General features: G+C 36.0%; 12 protein-coding genes and 1 tRNA gene. 9 read left to right on the forward strand and 4 right to left on the reverse strand.

Features of this window, described 5'->3' with window-relative positions:
* The first annotated feature begins 115 nt into the window (after nucleotides 1-115).
* The gene (locus tag E0I26_RS01840) at nucleotides 116-2,953 is read left to right on the forward strand and encodes a beta propeller repeat protein (protein ID WP_131914794.1); all 2,838 of its coding nucleotides are present in this window, start codon (nucleotides 116-118) and stop codon (nucleotides 2,951-2,953) included.
* A gap of 72 nt (nucleotides 2,954-3,025) precedes the next feature.
* Here E0I26_RS01840 and aceA read toward each other — a convergent pair whose 3' ends face one another.
* Both aceA and aceB read right to left on the reverse strand, forming a co-directional pair.
* Entirely contained in the window at nucleotides 3,026-4,306 is a 1,281-nt protein-coding gene (gene aceA, locus E0I26_RS01845; protein ID WP_131914795.1) for an isocitrate lyase, read from the reverse strand.
* 61 nt (nucleotides 4,307-4,367) lie between these two features.
* Nucleotides 4,368-5,969: a malate synthase A gene (aceB, locus tag E0I26_RS01850; protein WP_131914796.1), complete on the reverse strand. Its 1,602-nt coding sequence runs from the start codon at nucleotides 5,967-5,969 to the stop codon at nucleotides 4,368-4,370.
* A 117-nt stretch (nucleotides 5,970-6,086) separates the two neighbouring features.
* Here aceB and E0I26_RS01855 point away from each other — a divergent pair, with 117 nt between their 5' ends.
* The 5 genes from E0I26_RS01855 to E0I26_RS01875 all read left to right on the forward strand — a co-directional run bounded on the left by E0I26_RS01855 (nucleotide 6,087) and on the right by E0I26_RS01875 (nucleotide 11,839).
* Nucleotides 6,087-7,568: a helix-turn-helix domain-containing protein gene (locus tag E0I26_RS01855; RefSeq protein WP_131914797.1), complete on the forward strand. Its 1,482-nt coding sequence runs from the start codon at nucleotides 6,087-6,089 to the stop codon at nucleotides 7,566-7,568.
* Nucleotides 7,569-7,986: 418 nt separating this feature from the next.
* On the forward strand, nucleotides 7,987-8,649 hold the full coding sequence (locus tag E0I26_RS01860; RefSeq protein WP_131914798.1) for a succinate dehydrogenase cytochrome b subunit: 663 nt from the start codon (nucleotides 7,987-7,989) through the stop codon (nucleotides 8,647-8,649).
* 12 nt (nucleotides 8,650-8,661) lie between these two features.
* Nucleotides 8,662-10,662: a fumarate reductase/succinate dehydrogenase flavoprotein subunit gene (locus E0I26_RS01865; protein WP_131914799.1), complete on the forward strand. Its 2,001-nt coding sequence runs from the start codon at nucleotides 8,662-8,664 to the stop codon at nucleotides 10,660-10,662.
* Between the two features lie 20 nt (nucleotides 10,663-10,682).
* Complete coding sequence (locus tag E0I26_RS01870) at nucleotides 10,683-11,060, forward strand: four helix bundle protein (RefSeq protein WP_131914800.1); 378 nt, start codon at nucleotides 10,683-10,685, stop codon at nucleotides 11,058-11,060.
* 32 nt (nucleotides 11,061-11,092) lie between these two features.
* On the forward strand, nucleotides 11,093-11,839 hold the full coding sequence (locus E0I26_RS01875; protein ID WP_131914801.1) for a succinate dehydrogenase/fumarate reductase iron-sulfur subunit: 747 nt from the start codon (nucleotides 11,093-11,095) through the stop codon (nucleotides 11,837-11,839).
* Nucleotides 11,840-11,928: 89 nt separating this feature from the next.
* Here the strand turns inward: E0I26_RS01875 and E0I26_RS01880 are convergent, their stop codons facing one another.
* Nucleotides 11,929-12,492, reverse strand: coding sequence for a hypothetical protein (locus E0I26_RS01880; protein ID WP_131914802.1), 564 nt, complete (start codon nucleotides 12,490-12,492; stop codon nucleotides 11,929-11,931).
* 74 nt (nucleotides 12,493-12,566) lie between these two features.
* Between E0I26_RS01880 and E0I26_RS01885 the strand changes: the two genes are divergently transcribed.
* Nucleotides 12,567-13,337: a nitrilase family protein gene (locus E0I26_RS01885; protein WP_131914803.1), complete on the forward strand. Its 771-nt coding sequence runs from the start codon at nucleotides 12,567-12,569 to the stop codon at nucleotides 13,335-13,337.
* An 81-nt stretch (nucleotides 13,338-13,418) separates the two neighbouring features.
* On the opposite strand, the gene E0I26_RS01890 is transcribed toward E0I26_RS01885, so the two are convergent.
* Nucleotides 13,419-15,071, reverse strand: coding sequence for an Ig-like domain-containing protein (locus E0I26_RS01890; RefSeq protein WP_131914804.1), 1,653 nt, complete (start codon nucleotides 15,069-15,071; stop codon nucleotides 13,419-13,421).
* A 222-nt stretch (nucleotides 15,072-15,293) separates the two neighbouring features.
* Here E0I26_RS01890 and mce point away from each other — a divergent pair, with 222 nt between their 5' ends.
* Both mce and E0I26_RS01900 read left to right on the forward strand, forming a co-directional pair.
* Nucleotides 15,294-15,695: a methylmalonyl-CoA epimerase gene (gene mce, locus E0I26_RS01895; protein ID WP_131914805.1), complete on the forward strand. Its 402-nt coding sequence runs from the start codon at nucleotides 15,294-15,296 to the stop codon at nucleotides 15,693-15,695.
* 144 nt (nucleotides 15,696-15,839) lie between these two features.
* Nucleotides 15,840-15,913 (forward strand) — tRNA-Ile (locus tag E0I26_RS01900).
* Nucleotides 15,914-16,182 lie beyond the last annotated feature (269 nt).

Raw genomic sequence — 16,182 nt, forward strand, 5'->3', positions numbered from 1 at the left:
TTTATAGATTGAATATTCAAAAATACTAACTTTGAGAGAAACGGATGTTAATTACACGATAAAATTTTCAGATAACTATTTTTATGATTAATTTTCCAATTCAAATCAGTTTTACATGAAAAAAATAGTACTCTTTTCTGCCCTCATTGTACAAAGTGTGTCTTGGGGACAAGTTTCCACCGCAGCGATTCAGCAATCATTGGAAGCCAAAAAAATAATGGAGAAACAATCGCTTTTTCAAAATGTTACTTTCGAAAATGTGGGTCCAACGGTGATGAGCGGTAGAGTGGTGGATGTGGATGTAAATCCGGAAAATCCAACCGAGTTTTATGTAGGATATGCTTCAGGCGGACTTTGGTACACGAATAATAATGGAATGAGTTTTTCTCCGGTTATGGATGCGGCGCCTACGCAAAATGTGGGTGATATTGCGATAGACTGGAAACGAGGGACCATCTGGGTAGGAACTGGCGAAGTGAATTCGTCCCGATCGTCTTACGCAGGAATTGGAGTTTTGAAATCTGAAGATAAAGGAAAGACATGGCAAAATATGGGATTGCACGACAGTCATCACATCAGCAGAATCCTGATTAATCCAGCAAATCCTGATGAAGTTGTTGTGGGAGTAGTGGGGCATTTGTATTCGAAAAATGAAGAAAGAGGAATTTATAAAACGACTAATGGCGGAAAAACGTGGAGTAAAACCCTTTATATAGACGATGAAACGGGGATTATAGATGTGGCTGTTTCGCCAAAAAATTTCAAGGTTCAATATGCGGCTTCTTGGAGTAAAGTCAGAAAAGCATGGGATTTTATAGGAAGCGGAGCCACTTCGGGAATTTATAAAAGTGAAGATGCTGGATTGACATGGAAGCTTTACACAACTAGTGAAAGCGGATTTCCTGCAGGGGAAGGTGTTGGTCGAATCGGTTTAGCGGTGTATGATGATGATAATGTTTATGCCATTTTGGATAACCAATTCAAGAGACCGTTGCAGTCCAAAAAAAGCAATTCGTTACCAATTGCGTTTGCTATGCCGGGAGACGAATTCGTGAAATTGCCGAATAAAAGTTTGAATTCTATTTTAAAGAATTATGGATTAACCGAAAAATACAGAGCTGAAAACATTAAACACTGGGTTCAAAACGGGTATTTGCAACCTGATGAAGCCGCCAAAGTAGTTCTGGATGCGATAAACAGTTTTGCCGAGACGGAAGTTATCGGTGCCGAAGTATACAAATCAGATAACGGAGGAAAAAATTGGACGAAGACCCATCAAGATTTTATTGATGATTTCTTTTATTCGTACGGGTATTATTTCAGTGTTATTTCTGTTGATCCGAACGATGTGAATAAAATTTATTTATCGGGCGTACCAATCATAAAATCAAATGATTGCGGAAAAACATTTACATCCATAAGTGAAGATAATGTTCACTCGGATCATCACGTAGTTTGGGTGAACCCAAATAAACCAGGGCATTTAATTAATGGAAATGATGGTGGTTTGAATATTTCGTATGATGATGGAGCGCATTGGGTGAAAAGTAATTCACATTCTGTAAGCCAGTTTTATGCAGTGAATGTGGATGAGCAAGAACCGTATAATATCTATGGCGGAATGCAGGATAACGGTGTTTGGGTCGGGTCAAGTACGTACAAATATTCGTCAGAATGGTACCAAACCGGAAAATATCCGTACGAAAATTTGATGGGTGGCGACGGAATGCAAATTCAAATTGACAAAAGAAATCCAAATATTGTTTTTACAGGTTTTCAATTTGGAAATTATTATAGAATTGATCGAGCGAATAACAAGCGTGACTATATTTCGCCAAAGCCAAAAAAAGACGAGAAGCCCTTTCGATTCAATTGGCAAACGCCGATTTTATTGTCTTCACACAATCAGGATATTTTATACATGGGGACTAATTTCTTGCACCGTTCGATGAATCAAGGGGAAACTTGGACTGCTATTTCACCTGATTTGACACAAGGAGTGAAGGAAGGAAATGTCGCTTTTGGAACAATCGCTGCCATCAGCGAAAGTCCATTGCAGTTTGGTTTACTCTACACGGGAAGCGATGACGGATTGCTGAATGTATCGAAAGATGGCGGTGCGACTTGGAACAAAATTTCAGAAAATTTACCTCAAAACCGATGGATTTCCAGAGTAGTGGCTTCGGCGCACAAGAAAGAAAGAGTGTATGCGACTTTAAACGGATACCGTAATGATGATTTCACCAGTTATGTGTATGTGTCAGATGATTTTGGACAAACTTGGAAAAATATAGCGAATAATTTACCTGCAAGTCCAGTGAATGTAATTGTGGAGGATAATGTCAATGAGAATATTTTATATCTGGGAACGGACAGCGGATTGTATGTTTCGTTAAATAAAGGAACGAGCTGGGATGATTTTTCTAACGGAATTCCTAATGTAGCCGTTCACGATTTAGTGATTCAAAAGAAAGCAAAAGATTTAGTGGTAGGAACCCACGGTCGTTCGGTGTATAAAGTCAATTTGGGGCAAGTGCAGCAATTGAATGATAAAGTGGTAGCGAAAAATCTTTATGTTTTTGAAGTTAAAAAAATAGAAAAATCCAAAAATTGGGGTAACAGTTGGAGTTCTTGGGCTAAGGCTCCAGAGCCAGAAGCGGAGATTTGGTTTTATTCAAATGCTGCTGCAGAAGTGCTGCTGCAGATTGAAAACAGCTTAAAAGAAGTTGTTTTTTCTCAAAAGGTAAAAGCTATAAAAGGACTGAACAAACACGTTTATGATCTTTCTTTGATCAAAGAAGCTGCGGATAGATTAAAAAATAAAGACAAAAAACTAAAATTGGAACAAGCTAAAAACGGCAAATATTACCTTCCAATTTCAGTGAATAAAATTAGCATTCAAAAAGGAAGCGAGAAAGTCGTTACTGATCTTGAAATTATCGAATCAAAATAAACAGTCATTCTGCTTTTAAAACAAAAAACACGATTTCAGATGAAATCGTGTTTTTTTATGGTTGCTACTTTTCTAAAACTGTGCTACTTCTGTAGAATCTTTCATTGCAGTTGTAGAAGATTTTCCAATTGTCACGGTATTTTGTACCGCATCAAAATAGGAAGTTCCTACGAAACCTTGATGTTTTACCGCTTTGAAACCGTGTTTTTGCAAAGCAAATTCTCTTTCTTGCAATTCAGAATATCCGGCCATTCCTCTTTCTTTGTAGGCTTTAGACAATTCGAACATACTGGTGTTCAACGCGTGGAATCCGGCTAATGTGATGAACTGGAATTTGTATCCCATTGCCGCAAGATCTTCTCTGAATGTTTCCATTTCGGCAACTGATAATTTAGCAGCCCAGTTGAAAGATGGTGAGCAGTTGTAAGCCAACATTTTTCCAGGGAATTTTGCGTGAATTCCTTCAGCAAATTTTCTTGCATAGTCAAGATCCGGATTGCTGGTTTCCATCCAAATTAAATCAGCATAAGGCGCATAACTTAATCCTCTGTCAATTCCTTGTTCTACACCACAATTTACATAGAAAAAGCCTTCTCCAGTTTTTTCTCCCGTGATGAATTTAGCATCTCTAGGGTCAATATCGCTAGTTAATAAGTTGGCTGCATCAGCATCTGTACGGGCAACAACAATTGTTGGCGTCCCCATAACATCTGCTGCTAGTCTTGCTGCAATCAATTTGTTTATGGCTTCTTGTGTTGGAACCAATACTTTTCCGCCTAAGTGTCCACATTTTTTTGCAGAACTCAATTGATCTTCAAAGTGAACTCCGGCAGCTCCCGCTTCAATCATCGATTTCATTAATTCGAAAGCATTAAGATTTCCACCGAAACCAGCTTCAGCATCAGCAACAATAGGAACTAGATATTCTTTTTTGTCTGCAGTTCCGTTAACGACTTGTATTTGATCCGCTCTCAAAAGAGCATTATTGATTCGTTTCACTACCAATGGAACACTGTTGGCAGGATATAAAGATTGGTCAGGATACATTTCTCCGGCTACATTTGCATCAGCAGCTACCTGCCATCCGCTCAAATAAATAGCGTCTAAACCCGCTTCTACTTCTTGAATGGCTTGATTTCCGGTAAGCGCGCCAAGTCCGGCTACAAAATCCTGAGAATTTAGTTTATTCCATAAAGTATTCGCTCCAATTCTGGCAACACTATGCTCTATTTGATAAGAACCTTGCAATTTCACCACTTCCTCAGCGGTGTATGGTCGCTCGATGCCATTCCATCTTGGGTTAGTAATCCAGTCGGTAACTAATTCTTGAATTCTTGTTTCGGTTGTTTTCATAGTGTTTATAAAGGTTTAATGGTGTTTAATAGTTTTTTTTATTACAATTGATGTTGGAATTTTAGATGTATTTGTATCCTGGAATGGTCAAAAATTCGATAAAACTGTCGTTCACGACCAGAATGTCTAGTAATTGTTCGGCCAGTCTGTATTTTTGTTTTTCATGATTTTCATTTCCAACAAGTTCTCTGATTTTTTCAAATTCTTCCATGGCTAATCGGTGATAGTATTTTTCAGTCAGGACTTTTTGATTGTCTAAAACCACTCCGTTTTGAAGCCATTGCCACAATTGTGATCTCGAAATCTCAGCAGTAGCGGCATCTTCCATTAAATTATGTAAGGCTGCGGCGCCTTGTCCGTTGAGCCATGAAGCGATATATAAAACCGAAATGCTGATGTTTTTTCGAACGCCTTCTTCGGTAATGGTTCCTTTTGGAGTTTCCAGTAAATCGCTTTCAGTAACGTGTACGTCTTCTCTTTTTACATGAATTTGGTTTTTAGTTGGCATGTATTTGTCGAATACCGTCATGGCAAGCGAAACCAAATCCGGATGTGCGACCCAAGTTCCGTCATGACCATTTTTTACTTCACGTTCTTTATCGGCAATTACTTTGTCGAAAGCTATTGTATTGGCTTCTTCGTTATTTTTTATCGGGATTTGTGCTGCCATTCCGCCAATTGCGTGTATATTTCGTTTGTGACATCTTTGAATAACCAATTGTGAATACGCACTCATAAATGGCGCAGTCATAGTCACCTGATCTCTGTTTGGAACTAGGAAAGTTGGATTTTTTCTTAGTTTTTTGATGTACGAAAAAATGTAATCCCATCGCCCGCAATTAAGACCTACGATATGATCTTTCAATTCAAAAATGATTTCGTCCAATTGAAAACTGGCAGTTATCGTTTCGATTAAAACCGTGGCCTTGAATGTTCCGTTTTTCACGCCTAAATATTCCTGTGTAAATTCGAAAACTTCATTCCACCATCTCGCTTCTAGGTAATGTTCTAGTTTTGGAATGTAAAAATACGGTGCCGTTCCATCCTCAATAAGTTGTTTGTGATTGTGAAAAGCATACAATCCAAAGTCAATTAGGGAACCCGAAGTTTGTTCTCCGTCAATCAGAATATTTTTCTCCGGCAAATGCAATCCTCTTGGTCGAACAATCAGTACGGCAGTTTCGTCGTTCAGACTGTATTTTTTATTTTTTTTAGTGTCTTCAAGAGTGATGGTTTTATTTACCGCATCTTTCAGGTTTTGTTGGCCCGTCATTAAGTTGCTCCAAGTAGGAGAAGTACTGTCTTCAAAATCAGCCATGAAAGTTTTTGCCCCCGAATTCAATGCATTGATGACCATTTTTCGATCGACCGGACCTGTTATTTCGACTCTTCGGTCTAATAAATCCTCTGGCGTTTTAGCGGCTTCCCAATTACTTTCTCTGATGCTTTTTGTTTCAGAAGGAAAAGTTGGTAAGGCACCTGCATCAAATAAATGCTGTTGTTTTTTTCTTTCCTCTAATAACAAAAGTCTTTTGTCATTGAATCGTTGGTGCAATTCTGTTACTAAATCAATCGCTTCATCCGTCAATATTTCAGGATAATGCCCTTTCGTTTCAGTTGAAAACTGTAGCAATTTTTCGGTTGTTTCAATATTATCTTTCATGGTTAAAATGTTTTACATGACAATGTTACGAAAAGTTTTTTACAAAACAAGCGAACGTACGCTAAAAATGAAAAATATTTTTTTTGACGTAAATATTTTTTAGCTTATCTTTGAAATATGAACATAGAAAAGGATTATATCAAGTTGATTTTTGGGTTAAAACTGAAGCAGGCTCGCACGAATAAGAATTTGTCTTTATTTGGTTTAGCCAAAATCACGGATCTTTCGAAATCGTATTTAAACGAAATTGAAAAAGGGAAAAAGTATCCTAAAACGGATAAAATCATTCTGCTATCCGAAAAATTGGATGTTTCCTATGACAATATGGTTTCTTTGAAACTCGATAATAATCTGGCGCCTATTGGAGAAATTCTTAAGTCGGGGATTCTTAAAGAGATTCCTTTAGAGATTTTTGGGATTCAGGAAAATGACCTTATCGATATTATTGCCAATGCTCCTGCAAAAGTCAATGCGTTTATAAGTACGATTATTGAGATTGCGCAACATTATAATTTGACAAGAGAAAGTTTTTTCTTAGCGGCTTTGCGTTCTTATCAAGAAGCGCATAATAACTATTTTGAAGATTTAGAACTTAAAGTGCTACAGTTTTCCAAAGCGTTTCATGTGAATATTGATACCAAAATTTCTATCGAAGAATTAACGGCGATATTAATTGAAGAATACGGTTATACGATCAAAGAACTCGTTTTTTCTGAACAAGAACAATTGGGGGATTTGAGATCGATATTTGTGCCAAAGAGCAAAACCTTACTCCTTTCGTTAGACATTGACGAGCCTCAAAAAGCGTTTATTCTGGCTAAAGAAATCGCCTATAATTACCTTGAAATCACCGAAAGATTATATACGTTCAGTTGGATTAAATTTGACAATTTTGATCAGGTTCTAAATAATTTTTACGCTTCTTATTTTGCGGGAGCCTTACTTATTCCTAGACAACAACTGATTGACGAACTGAATTTGTTTTTGTCAAAAACAGACCCAAAACCTCAGGAAATGATCGCTTTGATGAGCGGATTTAATGTTTCTCCGGAATCGTTCTACCAAAGGTTGACTAACATTTTGCCAAAAGATTTTCAGTTGAAAAATCTCTTTTTTCTTCGATTGTCTCATCAAATAGGAGCGGATACGTATCAGATAAAGAAAGAATTACACATTACCAATCAGCAAGAACCACATGCGAATGAAATGAATGAGCATTACTGCCGGAGATGGGTTTCTATACGCACGATTGAGGAGTCTTTGAAGCAAAAGAAAAGCCACTTTTTTGATGCGCAAATCTCCAGTTATGATAACAGTAAAAACGAATATCTTGTTTTTTCATCGGCAACACCAGATCCGTTTAAAGTAGATTGTATCCGCAGTATTTCGGTAGGGATTTTAATCACTCCGGCGGTTAAGAAAAAATTCAAGTTTATCGAAAATGATTCGATTAAAAAGCAGATTGTCGGGGTTACCTGCGAAACCTGTGCGGTTAAAAATTGTTTGGAAAGAGCTTCGCCTCCAATACAATTAGAGCAAAAAATGCGCAATGAAAACACGGATTTAATCGTACAGCAATACATGATAAAATTCAGTTAATTTTATTTGATGTTGTAATTAATTTCCATGACCGTTTTTTTTGGGTGTTGTTTTTTGAATAGACAGTGAGAAATAGGCTAAAGAAGTTCTGTTTAATTGACGATAGCAGGGGGCGTTCTGAATTTATCTGTTGTAGGTTTTGAGGATTAAGTCCGGTTTTTGGCGTAAATAAAAGCAGATTTGTTTTTCTTTTCTAAATTCTTCGTGGTTCAAATAAAAGTCAAAAAATAGTTTAAATCATGATTTAAATCATAGTTTATTGCGGTAATTATTTTTGAATAAATCCTTGATTTAACTAGGGGTAAGCCCTTTTAAGAGTAACACTTTAAATTCATTATAAATAAGGGCGAAAAGGTTGTAGTTCGTTACTAATTGCCTTATTTTTGTAGAATTTTTTAAAACAAATTATATAAATCTTATGGCAAAATCTGCATTATTGAAATCGTCAATAGCAAAAAAAGTAGCTATGGCACTTTCAGGACTTTTTTTGATGTTGTTTCTAGCACAGCATTTTTTTATCAATATGACATCGGTGTTTAGTGAAAACACTTTCAACTCGATTTCTCATTTTATGGGAAATAATCCATTAGTTCAGTTCGTAATTCAACCCGTTTTAATTGCTGGGGTAGTTTTTCACTTCATCATGGGTATTGTTTTGGATTTTAAAAACCGTGCAGCAAGACCAATTGCTTATGCAAAAAACAATGGAGCTGCAAATTCTTCTTGGGCTTCAAGAAACATGATTGTTACTGGGGCAGTTATTTTTGCGTTCCTTGGATTGCATTTTTACGATTTTTGGTTTCCGGAAATGATTTATAAATATGTTGATGTAAGTGCTCTGGACGAAACCAGATATTTTCATGAAATGACAGCTAAATTTGAAAGTCCGGTTCGTACCGGTTTATACTGTTTGTCATTTGTATTATTGGCATTGCACTTGTGGCACGGATTCAGTTCTTCTTTTCAATCTGTTGGAGCAAGAAGAGTTTCTTTGGGAACTCAAAAACTCGGTTACGCTTTTGCAATTATAGTTCCTTTTGGATTTATTTTTATTGCATTATTTCATCATTTCAATCATTAATATTCAATTATAATGGCATTAGACTCAAAAATACCAGAAGGTTCGATTTCGGACAAATGGACAAATTATAAAGATCATATTAATTTAGTAAACCCTGCTAACAAACGTAATTTAGATGTAATTATAGTTGGTACAGGTCTTGCTGGAGGTTCTGCTGCTGCAACATTAGCAGAATTAGGGTATAACGTAAAAGCATTTTGTTTCCAAGATTCACCACGTCGCGCGCACTCAATTGCCGCACAAGGAGGAATCAACGCTGCAAAAAATTATCAAGGAGATGGAGATTCAACTTTCCGTTTGTTTTATGATACTGTAAAAGGTGGCGATTATCGTGCTCGTGAAGCAAACGTTCACCGTTTGGCTGAAGTTTCAGGGAATATTATTGACCAATGTGTGGCTCAAGGTGTTCCATTGGCTCGTGAATATGGAGGATTATTGGATAATCGTTCTTTTGGTGGAACATTAGTTTCCAGAACTTTTTATGCAAAAGGACAAACAGGCCAACAATTATTATTAGGAGCATATTCTGCCATGAACCGTCAAATAGGTCGTGGAAAAATAAAAATGCACAACCGTCACGAAATGCTTGATTTAGTAATCGTAAACGGAAAAGCGCGTGGGATTATCGCCCGTAACCTGGTTACAGGAGAAATCGAAAGACATTCAGCACACGCAGTAGTTATTGCTTCAGGAGGTTACGGAAATGTATTTTTCCTTTCCACAAATGCAATGGGAAGTAACGCTACCGCAGCTTGGAAAATCCACAAAAAAGGAGCGTTTTTCGCAAATCCTTGTTACACACAAATTCACCCAACCTGTATTCCAGTTTCTGGAGATCACCAATCGAAATTGACATTGATGTCAGAATCATTGCGTAATGACGGACGTATTTGGGTTCCTGCAAAATTAGAGGATGCCAAAGCGATTCGTGAAGGTAAAAAGAAACCAACGGATTTGTCTGAAGCGGAAAGAGATTATTATTTGGAAAGAAGATACCCAGCTTTTGGAAATCTTGTTCCTCGTGATGTTGCTTCACGTGCTGCTAAAGAGCGTTGTGATGCTGGTTTTGGTATCAATAAAACGGGTGAAGCCGTATACCTTGATTTTGCTGCAGCAATACAACGTTACGGAAAAGAACAAGTATATATTAAAGGTTTAGATGTAAATGATACTCAATTAATCATCAAATTAGGAACAGAAGTTGTTGCTAATAAATATGGTAATTTGTTTCAAATGTATGAGAAAATAGTTGATGAGAATCCATATTCAACCCCAATGATGATTTACCCTGCGGTGCATTATACGATGGGTGGAACTTGGGTTGATTATAACTTACAAACTACAATTCCGGGATGTTTCTCTATTGGAGAATCTAACTTTTCGGATCACGGAGCGAACAGGCTTGGAGCTTCTGCATTGATGCAAGGTTTAGCAGACGGATATTTTGTATTGCCTTATACTATCGGAGATTATTTATCACCAGATATTAAAATGGGTACCATATCTACAGATTTGCCTGAATTTATTGCTGCAGAAAAGGCGGTAAAAGATCAAATCGAAAAATTCATCAACAATAAAGGAACACATTCTGTTGACTATTTTCATAAGAAATTAGGAAAAATCATGTGGGATAAAGTTGGTATGGCTCGTAATGCTAAAGGATTAAATGAAGCAATTGTTGAGATTGCCGCTTTACGCGAAGAGTTCTACAAAGATGTAAAAGTTCCTGGTGATGCTAATGGTTTCAACCAAGAATTGGAAAAAGCGACTCGTGTTGCCGATTTCCTTGAATTGGGAGAATTGTTTGCCAAAGATGCTTTACATCGTAATGAATCTTGTGGAGGACATTTCCGTGAAGAGTACCAAACAGAAGAAGGTGAAGCAGAACGTGATGATGAGAATTTCGCTTACGTAGCTGCTTGGGAATACACTGGAAAACCAAGTGAAGCTGTTCTGCATAAAGAAGCATTGGTTTTTGATAACGTGAAACTAGTTCAAAGAAGTTATAAATAAAAAGTTAAAAGTTAAGTGTTATGAGTTCAATCCAATCTTTTGAAGATTTAGAATGCTGGAAAGCGGCTAGAGAATTAAGATTGTTTGTGGCTCAAAGTATTATTCCGAAATTTCCAATTGAAGAAAAATATGCTTTAACTAGTCAATTAAGACGTTCCTCTCGATCAATAGGGGATAATATTGCTGAAGGATACGGAAGATTTCATTTTCAGGAAAATATTCAGTTTTGTAGAATCGGAAGAGGTTCATTATGTGAATCACTAAATCAGGTTATAACTGCAAATGACGAAAATTATATTGATAGTGAACTTGTGAAAGAATTCAGAGAAAGGTTTGAAAGAACGAAATCAATATTAAACGGATATATTAACTATTTGACTAAAGCCAAGAACACTTAACCCATAACGGATAACCCATAACATTAAAAAGTATGAAACTTACATTAAAAATATGGCGTCAGAAAAATGCCGCTACAGAAGGAAAAATAGTTGAATATCCCATAGATCATATTGAACCAGATATGTCATTCCTTGAAATGCTTGACATTTTGAATGACGAATTAATCATGAAAGGGGATGAGCCAGTTGCATTTGATCACGATTGTCGCGAAGGAATTTGCGGAATGTGTTCTTTGTATATCAATGGAGAAGCTCACGGGCCAGACAAAGGCATTACGACATGTCAATTACACATGAGAATGTTCAAGGATGGCGACACGATTTTTATCGAGCCATTCAGAGCAAAAGCGTTTCCTGTAATTAAAGATTTAGTTGTTGACAGAAGTTCTTTTGACAGAATTCAACATGCTGGAGGATTTATATCTGTAAATACATCAGGAAATACTATTGATGCAAATACAATTCCAATTAACAAGAAAGATGCTGATGATGCATTTGATGCTGCTGCTTGTATTGGTTGTGGTGCTTGTGTTGCGAGTTGTAAAAACTCATCGGCAATGTTATTTGTCGCTGCAAAAGTATCTCAATATGCTTTATTGCCGCAAGGAAGAATTGAAGCTACTGATAGAGTTTTAAATATGGTTAACCAAATGGATGATGAAGGTTTTGGTAACTGTACCAATACTGGAGCTTGTGAAGTAGAATGTCCAAAAGGAATTTCTCTGGAAAACATTGCTAGAATGAATAGAGAATATTTATCTGCAAGTTTGAAAGGATAAAAACCTAATAAGTTAAATTAATAAACGCATTCAATGTCAAAGTTGAATGCGTTTTTTTTTATAAATAAACTTTAGATTTCAGCATTTGTTTAGCCTTTCCATCCCCAAGGTGCGGAAGGTGTCGGGACTACTTTTGTAATGTCAAATTTCACGGTAAACAACCGGTCTGAACCGATGCGTCTTAAATTGTACGTAAAAGAAGTTTCGTCTAAAGTAATCCACCAGACATTTGCGGAAGCATTTGGAATTAAATCACAGGTTTGTTGATCTGCCGGAAAAAACTGAAGCGTCGATGAACCAGAATTAGATGTTGTTCCGCCATATTGTGTAACCTTGTCTTCAGAGCCATCTTCGTGACGGTGGTCGTGTTTCAATTGGATGCGGTCATTTTTGTATGTTAATACCCAAGTCCTCGATTTGTCATCTCCTACAAAAAAAGGAATTCGAATCGTGTTTTCATCGCAATTGCGAACGTGCATCACTAATTTTTTATCTCTAAAAGTATCATTGGCAGCGCCTTCTTTTACTTCTCCTTCAAATGATTTACCACACTGTTTTTGTAAATTTTCCCAAAATTGTTTAGCCCCTGATTTTTCTTGCCCAAAAATCAAAACGGAAAATAGCATCGTGCTTGCGACTAGCATCTTTTTCATAAAGTTGTTTTTTTTTGCTAATATAATGAACTTATGGTGTTGTGATATTTCTTATTTTTATAAAAAATAAAACAATGCAAGTCATCCTGATCCAAGCTCCTTTAATTTGGGAGAATCCAAAGTTAAATCGTGATTATTTCGAGGCCAGAATAAATGAAATTGCTTCGGCGGTTGATTTAATTGTATTGCCGGAAATGTTTACGAGCGGTTTTACAATGAGTCCTGAGAATGTCGCTGAAACAATGCAAGGCGAAACGATAACTTGGCTTAAAGTGTTGGCGAAAGCCAGAAACTGTGCCGTTACCGGAAGTTTAGTTATAAAGGAAAATGGTAATTTTTATAATAGATTAGTGTTTGTATTTCCTTCCGGAGCAATTCAGTTTTATGATAAAAGGCATTTGTTTACTCTTGCCGGAGAAGACAAAGTCTATACAAGTGGAGGTCAAAAAATAGTTGTGGATTATTTAGGATGGAAAATTTGTCCGTTGATTTGTTATGATTTACGATTTCCTGCTTTTTCCAGAAATTCGGAGGATTATGACTTGTTGATTTATGTGGCTAGTTGGCCAAAAAACAGAACCAATGCTTGGGATGCTTTATTGAAAGCAAGGGCAATAGAAAACATGAGTTATGCGATTGGTGTCAATAGAACAGGAACCGATGCGAATGGTTACGAATACATTGGTCATTCACAAGCGGTCGATTTTCTTGGAAATTATGTCTTGGAACCGGAAGAATCTGAAGGCATTTTTACAGTAGTATTAGACAAAGAAAAACTGTTAGAAACCAGACAAAAATTAGGTTTTTTGAACGACAGAGATTCTTTTGAAATAAAAAATATATAATATCATTTCATCTTTCTTTTTACTGAAATAAAAACCACAACAACTTAATCCAGTAAATTTTATACTAAGATGGTGTAAATTCTAATTCTTCTTGTCTGTTTTCTTTTTAGGTTCCGGGCTATAGGGTAAGCTCAAGTCAAATATCTCTTCCCAATCAAAATTAGCATGAAGAGATATTTCTTTAGAAGAATAGATTACTTCCTCAGCCTGACGCTTTTCTAAATAATTACCGGAATCCCATTCCTTGTTTTTATTGGTATCATAAATTACCCGAAGCGAAAATACAGAAGGTTCCAGTAAGTTGAAATCGACTGTAGTGCCGTTTTCCGAATATTCAGAGGCTAAAATATCGCCTTTGGAGTTAGTGAGTTCCACGATGATGGGAAATTGTTTTACGTTTTGTAATAACACCCTTAGATTTGCCATTTCAGAATAGCTTCTGGTATTTAATTTATAGGTCAACGTATCATTCGATTTTTCGAAGAAGTCAGTCAATGCGCCTGGTAAAATTGTAAAAGTGTATTTTTCGGAAGGTTCTTTTTTAAAGTCAAAAAATAATTTTTGATTAAATTCGTCGTATTCAGTGGTAAAAGCTATAGAAACAGAGTCTTTGTTGATTAATTTTATTTTGGAATTATCAAAATGTGTCAAAGGAGTCGAAGATTCTAAAGTAAATTTATCTCTAAAATTTAAAGTGCCACTTTGTACAGGTGTAATGGATAAGGTATCTTTTTTCTGGTCTTTTATTTTAAACCTGAAGTTCGCTTCGTATTTGTCTTTGGCTACAGCCAAATTTAACGAATCTGTCTTGATGGGTTTGTACCAGATTTGAAGAGAATCTTTTTTCGGGAATTTAGTAATGATATTGGATAGAACCTCATTATTATTTTTCAAGATTATTTTAGGGCTGTCCTTAGCAGCATTTACTTTCCCTTCATATCCCAAGATTAATCTGTTTCCGGACGCTTGGCTTGGTTTGAAAGTCTTGAAAGGGAGTTTTTCCTTGAATAATTCTAATTCATAAACGGTGTCGTTTGGAATAGTGATAAAGTCTTTGCTAAATCCAATTTTATCCGTTTTTGGATTGTATTTGTTGTTGCTGTTGTAGTCTTTCATCGCTACAAGAAGATATTTTCCGGCTTTTAAATTCTCTAAATGAAACGTCTTCAGACTATCCAGTGTATTTGTTACATATCTAGGGGTTTCATTGAATACGACTGAATCTTTAAAGGCGTCATTGACTTCATAAAGCATGACTGAAACGAATGATTCTACTTCTTTGTCATAAGCGCTTTTTACAGTTCCGCCAAGGCTTAAAGAGTCAATATAGTCACCTGTAGAAAATACATATTTGAATTGATTAAAAGGATTTCCTTCGTTATTGTCAGCGATGCTTTGTCCAAAATTAAAGCTGTAGGTGGTGTTAGGTTGTAACGTATCTTTGATTTTTATTGAAATCGTTTTACTTGGAGTAGTAGGTAGAACTGATGGTTCGTATTTCATTGGTGGTGAAATAATCAATTGCTTGTTCAGGTTTTTCAGTTTAACATTTTCGTCAAATACTAACTTAATCTCGTTTCCTTTAAAGTTTGTGCTAAAATTTTCAGGGAAGCTTACTTTTAAAACAGGTGCAATGGTGTCTTTTAAACCGCCAGTGATAGAGCCTCTTTTGGCGCATCCAACTATAATTAAAAGCAATAGAAAGAAGGTGTATTTTAAATTGTTTTTCAACATATCAAATCATAATTAGAATCTACAAAATAACAATTATAATTCATGCAATCGAAATTTTTTATAGAATTATTATGAGCGATATAATTCAGCTTACTTTTAGAATGCTTCTCTTTTTTTGTTTTTAATGTTTAATTTTACATCAAATAAGTTGCGCTACGGGATGTATTTATGGTTAGCTTACTGTTTGAATTTAAAACTAACGTTGAATTGATATTATAAATAATGAGAAAAATAGAACATATAGGAATTGCGGTCAAAGATTTAGAAGTGTCGAATTTAATTTTCGAAAAACTTTTTGGCGCTCCGGCTTACAAATTTGAAGATGTAGAAACGGAAGGAGTAACTACTTCTTTTTTTATGAATGGACCCAATAAAATTGAGCTTTTGGCGGCAACCAATCCAGAAAGTCCTATTGCCAAGTTTATAGAAAAAAAGGGAGAGGGGATTCATCACATCGCTTTTGATGTTGAAGATATTGTATCGGAAATAGCGCGTTTGAAAAATGAAGGGTTTGTAGTCTTGAATGAAATCCCAAAAAAAGGGGCTGATAACAAGCTAGTTGCATTCCTGCATCCAAAAAGCACGAATGGTGTTCTGATTGAATTGTGTCAGGAAATAAAATAATTTAATTTTAGTCTGGAAACGGTAGCGTTCTAATATTCAGTTGGTTTCTATTTGAAAGGAGTCAATAATTGAACTATTTAAAAATCTAAGCCAAAAATATTTGGAGCAAATGAAAAATAGTGGTAATATTGCAAACTCTTAACCGGTCCTATAGCTCAGCTGGTTAGAGCACCTGACTCATAATCAGGTGGTCCCTGGTTCGAGCCCAGGTGGGACCACAAAAAACCCCTCATATCAACTGATATTGAGGGGTTTATTTTTTTTAGGGGAGTGATTAGGGGAGCAAATTATTTTTGTTTTTTAAATAACGACATAAAAAAGTAGTGACAAATACAGTTCCGTCATAAGCAAAACAATCCTTTAGATAGCTCTAGAACTGCATTAAACAACATACATCGCATTTTATCCTGCACTAGTAAAAAAAGAGTTTACCTAATGGAATAAGGATGGCATTTACAAAACAATTTTATTTTTTTTTAAATTGTTT

The sequence above is a fragment of the Flavobacterium rhamnosiphilum genome, from assembly GCF_004349195.1.
Taxonomy (GTDB): Bacteria; Bacteroidota; Bacteroidia; order Flavobacteriales; family Flavobacteriaceae; genus Flavobacterium; species Flavobacterium rhamnosiphilum.

Bases quoted from the DNA above. Each gene is read 5' to 3' on its own strand.
- E0I26_RS01840 (WP_131914794.1), top strand. From the start codon at position 116: ATGAAAAAAATAGTACTCTTTTCTGCCCTCATTGTACAAAGTGTGTCT.
- aceA (WP_131914795.1), bottom strand. From the start codon at position 4,306: ATGAAAACAACCGAAACAAGAATTCAAGAATTAGTTACCGACTGGATT.
- aceB (WP_131914796.1), bottom strand. From the start codon at position 5,969: ATGAAAGATAATATTGAAACAACCGAAAAATTGCTACAGTTTTCAACT.
- E0I26_RS01855 (WP_131914797.1), top strand. From the start codon at position 6,087: ATGAACATAGAAAAGGATTATATCAAGTTGATTTTTGGGTTAAAACTG.
- E0I26_RS01860 (WP_131914798.1), top strand. From the start codon at position 7,987: ATGGCAAAATCTGCATTATTGAAATCGTCAATAGCAAAAAAAGTAGCT.
- E0I26_RS01865 (WP_131914799.1), top strand. From the start codon at position 8,662: ATGGCATTAGACTCAAAAATACCAGAAGGTTCGATTTCGGACAAATGG.
- E0I26_RS01870 (WP_131914800.1), top strand. From the start codon at position 10,683: ATGAGTTCAATCCAATCTTTTGAAGATTTAGAATGCTGGAAAGCGGCT.
- E0I26_RS01875 (WP_131914801.1), top strand. From the start codon at position 11,093: ATGAAACTTACATTAAAAATATGGCGTCAGAAAAATGCCGCTACAGAA.
- E0I26_RS01880 (WP_131914802.1), bottom strand. From the start codon at position 12,492: ATGAAAAAGATGCTAGTCGCAAGCACGATGCTATTTTCCGTTTTGATT.
- E0I26_RS01885 (WP_131914803.1), top strand. From the start codon at position 12,567: ATGCAAGTCATCCTGATCCAAGCTCCTTTAATTTGGGAGAATCCAAAG.
- E0I26_RS01890 (WP_131914804.1), bottom strand. From the start codon at position 15,071: ATGTTGAAAAACAATTTAAAATACACCTTCTTTCTATTGCTTTTAATT.
- mce (WP_131914805.1), top strand. From the start codon at position 15,294: ATGAGAAAAATAGAACATATAGGAATTGCGGTCAAAGATTTAGAAGTG.